Genomic DNA, 6,466 nt, shown 5'->3' on the forward strand with positions numbered 1-6,466 from the left:
GTTATAAGGGAATCATACACCAAAAATAAAATCCAAACCTTTTCAGATGCTATTTATTGCATTTCCTGCATCATCTGCAAAAGGTTTGGATTTTATTTAAGTTTGGATATCTCAGATCATGCACGCGGATTCTTTTTACGCCAGCTTCTGTCGCTCCTCTGCTCATCTCATGATGCAGATACGATTTTGAAATTGTAAAGATTCTGTCATCGTCTTTCAGGTCATAAAGCATCGCCATATAATCCTGCATTTCATCACATAAGAACTGCGGCATCTTAATCGTTCGATTGCTTTTTAATGTCTTTGGTGGTGTGATTACATCTTCCCTGTTCAATCTCTGATAAGACTTATTGATTCGCAACGTATGGGATTTGAAATCAAAGTCTGCAGGTGTCAATGCCAGCAACTCTCCCAAACGGATTCCACACCAGTACAGCATTTCAAATGCATAGTAGGAAACTGGTTTATCCATCATGGCATCTGCGAATTTCAGATACTCCTCTTTCGTCCAGAACAACATCTCCTTATGCTCTTCCGATGCCATATTTCCTGCTTTCTGTGCCGGATTCGATGGCAAATGGTAAAAATCAACTGCATGATTGAAAATGGCACTTAACTGACTGTGAATCTTCTGCAAATACGAAGCAGAGTACGGTTGTCCATTTGGCTTTCGGCAAGCAAGTAAGTGATTCTGCCATGCAATAATGTCTCTTGGCTCTATCTCCGCAATCTTACGCTCTCCAAAATACGGAAGGATCTTTGTTCTCGCAATATGACCTTTCGTTTCCCAGGTGTTATCCCTGATGCGTTCTTTTTTATCTTCCACATAAATTTCATAAAAACTTGCGAAAGTCATATCCAGTTTTGCATCATGCTTTAACATCTGTTCGTGTTCCCACATCTGAGCTTCTCGCTTTGTAGGAAATCCTCGCTTGGAGGTTTGTTTGGTTTTTCCTGTCCAATCGTTATAACGATAGACCACTCGCCACTTCCCAGTGGCATTATCTTTGTAAATACTCATTGATTTTCTCCTTTCTTCACGCTTCGCTGTAACATACTTTTTTGCGAAAATAATTGGTGTTTACTCTGCCTGCTACCGTAAGATAACCCAGCTTCTGTAATTCTTCATTTAGCTGTTTGACAATCTTATAAGCATAAGACTTGGAAACCCCCAGTTCCGCTGCAACTTCTTCTACTGTCATAAAAGTTTTGTTCGTCACATCGCATCTCTCCTTTCTTCTTAACGAAATTTGTTTAGGTTGCTACATTTGCATGATACTAAACATATTTATTTAAGTCAAGTAGTTTCGACAAGAACATTAAATTTTTTTGTTTAAGTTCTTCTTGCTATCCAAAATTGCTCATGCTATACTGAACCTAAACAGAATTGTTTCATTTCATATTACAGTCAATTATGGCAACATACGAAATATCATATATAAGGAGGCAAACAAAAATGGCAATCGGACAACGTATTAAATTTTTTCGCAACCGCAAAGGCATGACTCAAAAACAACTCGGAGAACTACTGGGATTCAAGGGAAAAACCTCAGATGTCCGCATGGCTCAGTATGAATCTGAAGCCAGAGTTCCCAAAATTGATCTTGTAAAACAAATGTCTCAGATCTTCGATGTCAATACTCATGCTTTAACAGTGCCGGATATTGATACTCACATAGGTCTGATGCACACACTGTTTGCTTTGGAAGATATGTATGGTCTAAAGGTAAAAAATATAGATGGACAGCCTCATCTCTGCCTTGACTCTTCCATATCTGCTCCCGGCTCCTCTGTCGATGAAATGCTTCGTGCATGGATGGAACAGGCTGACAAACTGGAAAACGGTGAAATCAGCAAGGAAGAATATGATGAATGGAGATATAAGTACCCGGAACTGGATACTTACCAGAAACGTGCCAAGGTGCCATCTCAGGAACTGAGTGATTACCTCGTAAAAGAACTGTCTAAAAAAGAAAAATAAGAAAAAAGAAAACCTTACCGATATTCAGTTTTTACTCCTGAAAATCAGTAAGGTTTCTTTATATACGTTATGAAATAAAATTTTTAACTCTTGAACAATCGCAAAATGTTGCCATTTTGTTGCCAGCCACTAAGCAAATTTGCTTGCAATCCGCATAAACACTTGGTTTTTGTGACTGTGTGGATTATTCAAACTCCACTTTGATATTTGTCCAATTGCTAATAATATGTATTTTAAATACGTATTATGTGTGTTTTATGATATTTTATACGTACATTCCAGTTCGTTCTTAATATTTTTGTAGCCAAAATGTAGCCACTCCATTTTTATTCACCTCATTAGAATTGTTTGATATCTCCAGATTTTTTATTCTAAATAAATTTTATTCGCCGGTTCAGGAGTTCTCGTTTGCGTAACCGAAAATGGCGGAAAATCAAGGGGTTATACGGAAATTTGTTGCAAATGCGTTACAAACCCTAAACAACTTAGCACGATTGAGTATGCTTCTCTTATTCCCGGATGTTAATAGACATCCGGGAATTTTAATCTAAGCCACTTTTGAAAAAATAACAAAAATCGTTTACCAACAATTACCTATTTTAATTTGTTGGCAATTCTCCTGGTCTTGTTTCAAATCCTTTGACATTCATTCCACCTAAAGAGCCATCTGAAAATTGAAATGAAAAAAGATATGTATCTTCATCATATGACAAATTAGTAATATACCCCCTTTGTTGTAACTCTATCAAAATAGTTTCCATTTGCTCTTTTCTTTCTTTTAGTCCAGACTCCTTATAGTTGCTGCTTTCTGAGAGCTCCTTTAGCTTATTATTAACATAATTCATTTGCTCTTGTGTATCTTTCCCCTGATGCAAATTATTATTTATGCGCCAACCGAATCCAACTACAAAAAACATCAATATAACGAAGCCAAGAACGCTTTTTTTCAATTTCATTATCATACTCTCCTAAAGCTTTAGTGCAGTGCTCCATAGCTATATTAAAATTAAATGCAGGGGCATATACATCCACTGCATTTAATTAATATTTATTGTACTACTACATTATCAATTACGCAGGCTGAATCATATATTTCATCTCCCACATCATAAATGATAAAGTTCAGAGTTACCGTCTGTCCAGCGTATTGAGAAAGATCAATTTCCGCCGTTTTCCACCCTGTTTCATAGGTAGTATGATCGCCGCCAACAAAATCAATATCACTTACTTCTTTCCACTCCGAGGTATTAATGGATTCATAAGTTTTATCATGGAATGTATTTTCTCCTTGGGAAACCTGAACTACGAATGAATCGTTAAAAGAACTTCCCACATATTCCATAGGTTCTTCAGAAACAAAATTATAATTAAACTGAAGTGTTTTTGCAGTATCTGGTACAACAAACGTCTGGCTTAAACTACTTCCTTCTGTTCCTTCTCCAAAACTAGCACTATTTTGAGAACCAATTCCCGTTGTTACGATAGCCATACGATTCTTTTCTTGTGGGGTAATCGGTCCTAATACAGTAAGTGTTCGAACATCTCCCACGCTTACCCAATTTCTTGGAGAAGTTGTTGAAGAATAATAACTTTCAAAACCTCCATTCTGAAGTCCTGAATGAGCTAAAACTGCGTTTTCGTTTCCATTATGAACTGGATATGCAATCACCTTCTTTGGATTATAAGAAGTAAATGCCCAAAAGCTGTCACTTTCATAGTATTCTTTTAATGTTTGAGAATGCGTTGCATTATACCATTCTTCGTGATTTTCACCCAAAGCATCTATTGCTTGATTGTAAGCAGCTAAAGAACTATCCCCTTTAACCAACTCATTGACATATATTTGCATAAATTCCCGACTATAATCTGCAAACACAGAATTATGAAATCCTATGTATGAATTCGCATCGCGTCCCAAAATTGCATTTGCCATGGAATAATCATATTCAGATGATGCATCACCTTTTCCCTCTCCCATTGCCATACAACATTCCGAAAAAACAAAAGTATTAGCGAAATCACCCTCATCGTATTGTTCTGTAAAGAAAGCGGGAAGAAGCCAATATGCACCATTTGCTGCTACAATTTGCTTATCCTTTAATTCTTTTTCATATTCTTTGTTTTTATCCGGAGTTTGATCTTCTGATAAACAAATAGCAGGATATTCATGATGTGTTAACCACAAAAAGCCATCATTCCATTTATATGTACTTCCATGTGTTGAAAAACAAATCACATCGTACCCTTCCAAATTTTTATAATCTTCAACTGTAGGCGGAGTTGACATTATCAAGGTAGTATCCAGTCCTGATTCGTCCCATTCATTCTTTAGTTCATTATAAAAGTCTGTTCTATATTGGATTTTCTTAGCATCACTTTCAAAGTCTGGGAATGAATTGAGAATTATTGCCTTTCCTACAGTATCTGACACATCATTAGTCTCAAATTGATTACTAAAAAGTGACACACCATTCAAACTCGGGATATTATAAACTTCATAGCTATCCTCTAATTCCGAACGAGTATCAATATAGTCATCAGAAGTTACTTCTTCATTCTCATCTAAACCTTGTTGAACTAAGTCAGCATCTTCCTGCACGCCTTCATTCGAAATTTCTTCAGTCTCTCTTATATTATTGTCGTCTGATCCTTCTTGATCTACTTGAACATCTGTTGTATTATTATCATCCGATATTTCATCCGAAAAGGTATTCATGTCCTCATGGTATCCACCATACATTACACCTCCCAGAATTCCTTCAGGATATAGGAAACTTACTAATTTTGAGTCTTCATAATGTTGAATAGATCCTTGTTCAATTAACCCTTCAGATTCAAAACCTGTAAGCAACTCCAATGTCTTAGCTGCTTTTTCTTCATAAGTAAGATTTGGATCTGCTTTAAAACTATCTAATAAAGTTTTAATGGCCTCGTTAACCTGATCCATTATCTCAAGAGTCGTATCGGAAATAGCTGTATAGTAATTAACCGTAACTGTATTAGATTGTATGTCACCGTATTGAGCAAAATAAGATACCTCTGTATCCTCCACTGCATCATAGGCAACCACTGCACTATAAACGCCATCACCTGCAATATCATCGGCACCTGTACCGTCATCGTACATATCTATACTCATATTAATATTTTCCGCTTCGCCATACATTAAAGTGACAGATGTCGCAGAAATTGACGTTTCCAAATAAAAATATACTTCCGTACCTTCTTCATCAATGAAGACGCTATTTTTATTTGCGCGTAAATTAAAGTCAAACGAATCATCTGTAGAAGGCATTTGATAATTTACAGTTGCTTTCAAATTAACTGATGTTCCTTCCACCTTGATCGTATGCTCTATCTGTACTGTTTTGTTCTCCGCTTTTCCTGCTGCTTTTGCCGGAATCAAAGAATTTGAAAAGATCGAGCCAAGCATCACAAAACACAGAAGTAAAGATAAAAGATGTTTGCTGTGCTTTCTTTTTATTATTGCTAAAACAATCATTATGATAATTAAAGCAAAAAACGCCAAGCCTCCCCATAATATAACATTATTTTGATCCCCAGTCTCTGGAGTGTCATTGCTTTTACTATTGTTGTCTTTAGAGATATTATTACTATCTTCCTTGGATTCCTCAGAAGAGATTTGTTCACTATCTTCAGTAGGTTCATTCTCCCCATCAGTTACTGATGTATCTTTAATATAAGTAACTGTTAATTCAATCCGCTCGCCAGCTTCTAAAAATTCTATCTGCTCCTTTGCGAGAGAATCGTCCGATAATTTATACCCTTCAGGCACCTCATTTTCCAACGAAATATTTTCTACTGCAAAATCATTGGTATTTACTACTGATAATATTGCTTTGATTGGTTCTCCCTCATCATACACCTGCTTATCAGATGTAAGGGTAATTTCCAGCCCATCTTGTAAAGTTGTCTCAGCAGAAACCGTCATTGTTATCATGCCTACGCAAAGAGTCAACATTAGAACAAACGCTGAAATCTTCTTAATTACTTTCATCTCATTCCTCCTAAATATAAAAAATTTTGACATAATAACCTCAAAGTATTTAGTTTTAAGCAAAATAATGGTCATATATCTTTCACTATGTTATCACACTTTGTTCACATTTTCAACAATTCTCTAACATCAACCTATATACTGATACGATGTCAAAAAATTTTTAAAAGTAATGACGAAACATAAGTATTAAATGCGTTCTAAAAATTTCCTCAATTTTAGACTAGAAAATATCGCAAGTGACAATACTTATTTTCCACATCATTCCTTAGACTTACTTAGATTTTTTTGTCCGCTAATATTTTTCATCACATCCGCCATCAGCAACATCCCTGCCTGCAGTCCAATCTCCATATATGCAGTTTGCGCCCTCTGGCGGTCGCAAATGCGTTTTTCAACGGCCGCTATGCGGAGCAGAACGGCCGCTCGTATTTAGTTGATTGTTGATAAGTTATCGTATGTTTATC

At 36.2% G+C, this 6,466-nt stretch carries 5 protein-coding genes; 1 reads left to right on the forward strand and 4 read right to left on the reverse strand.

Annotation, left to right across the window (positions count from 1 at the left end; genetic code table 11):
* Positions 1 to 70 precede the first annotated feature (70 nt).
* Positions 71 to 1,021, reverse strand: a complete 951-nt coding sequence (locus ACTNBF_RS16035) for an Arm DNA-binding domain-containing protein (RefSeq protein WP_441089665.1) — start codon at positions 1,019 to 1,021, stop codon at positions 71 to 73.
* A gap of 16 nt (positions 1,022 to 1,037) precedes the next feature.
* Positions 1,038 to 1,220, reverse strand: a complete 183-nt coding sequence (locus ACTNBF_RS16040) for a helix-turn-helix domain-containing protein (protein WP_441089666.1) — start codon at positions 1,218 to 1,220, stop codon at positions 1,038 to 1,040.
* A gap of 236 nt (positions 1,221 to 1,456) precedes the next feature.
* Between ACTNBF_RS16040 and ACTNBF_RS16045 the strand changes: the two genes are divergently transcribed.
* Positions 1,457 to 1,981 (forward strand): helix-turn-helix domain-containing protein, encoded by a 525-nt coding sequence (locus ACTNBF_RS16045; RefSeq protein WP_441089667.1) that lies wholly within the window; start codon positions 1,457 to 1,459, stop codon positions 1,979 to 1,981.
* A gap of 599 nt (positions 1,982 to 2,580) precedes the next feature.
* Here the strand turns inward: ACTNBF_RS16045 and ACTNBF_RS16050 are convergent.
* Both ACTNBF_RS16050 and ACTNBF_RS16055 read right to left on the reverse strand, forming a co-directional pair.
* Positions 2,581 to 2,937 carry a hypothetical protein gene (locus tag ACTNBF_RS16050; protein ID WP_441089668.1) on the reverse strand — a complete coding sequence of 119 codons (357 nt, stop codon included), beginning with the start codon at positions 2,935 to 2,937 and terminating at the stop codon, positions 2,581 to 2,583.
* 92 nt (positions 2,938 to 3,029) lie between these two features.
* Positions 3,030 to 5,999: a choice-of-anchor L domain-containing protein gene (locus tag ACTNBF_RS16055; RefSeq protein WP_441089669.1), complete on the reverse strand. Its 2,970-nt coding sequence runs from the start codon at positions 5,997 to 5,999 to the stop codon at positions 3,030 to 3,032.
* Positions 6,000 to 6,466: the final 467 nt, after the last annotated feature.

The sequence above is a fragment of the Bariatricus sp. HCP28S3_A4 genome (assembly GCF_052066395.1).
GTDB lineage: Bacteria > Bacillota > Clostridia > Lachnospirales > Lachnospiraceae > Allocoprococcus.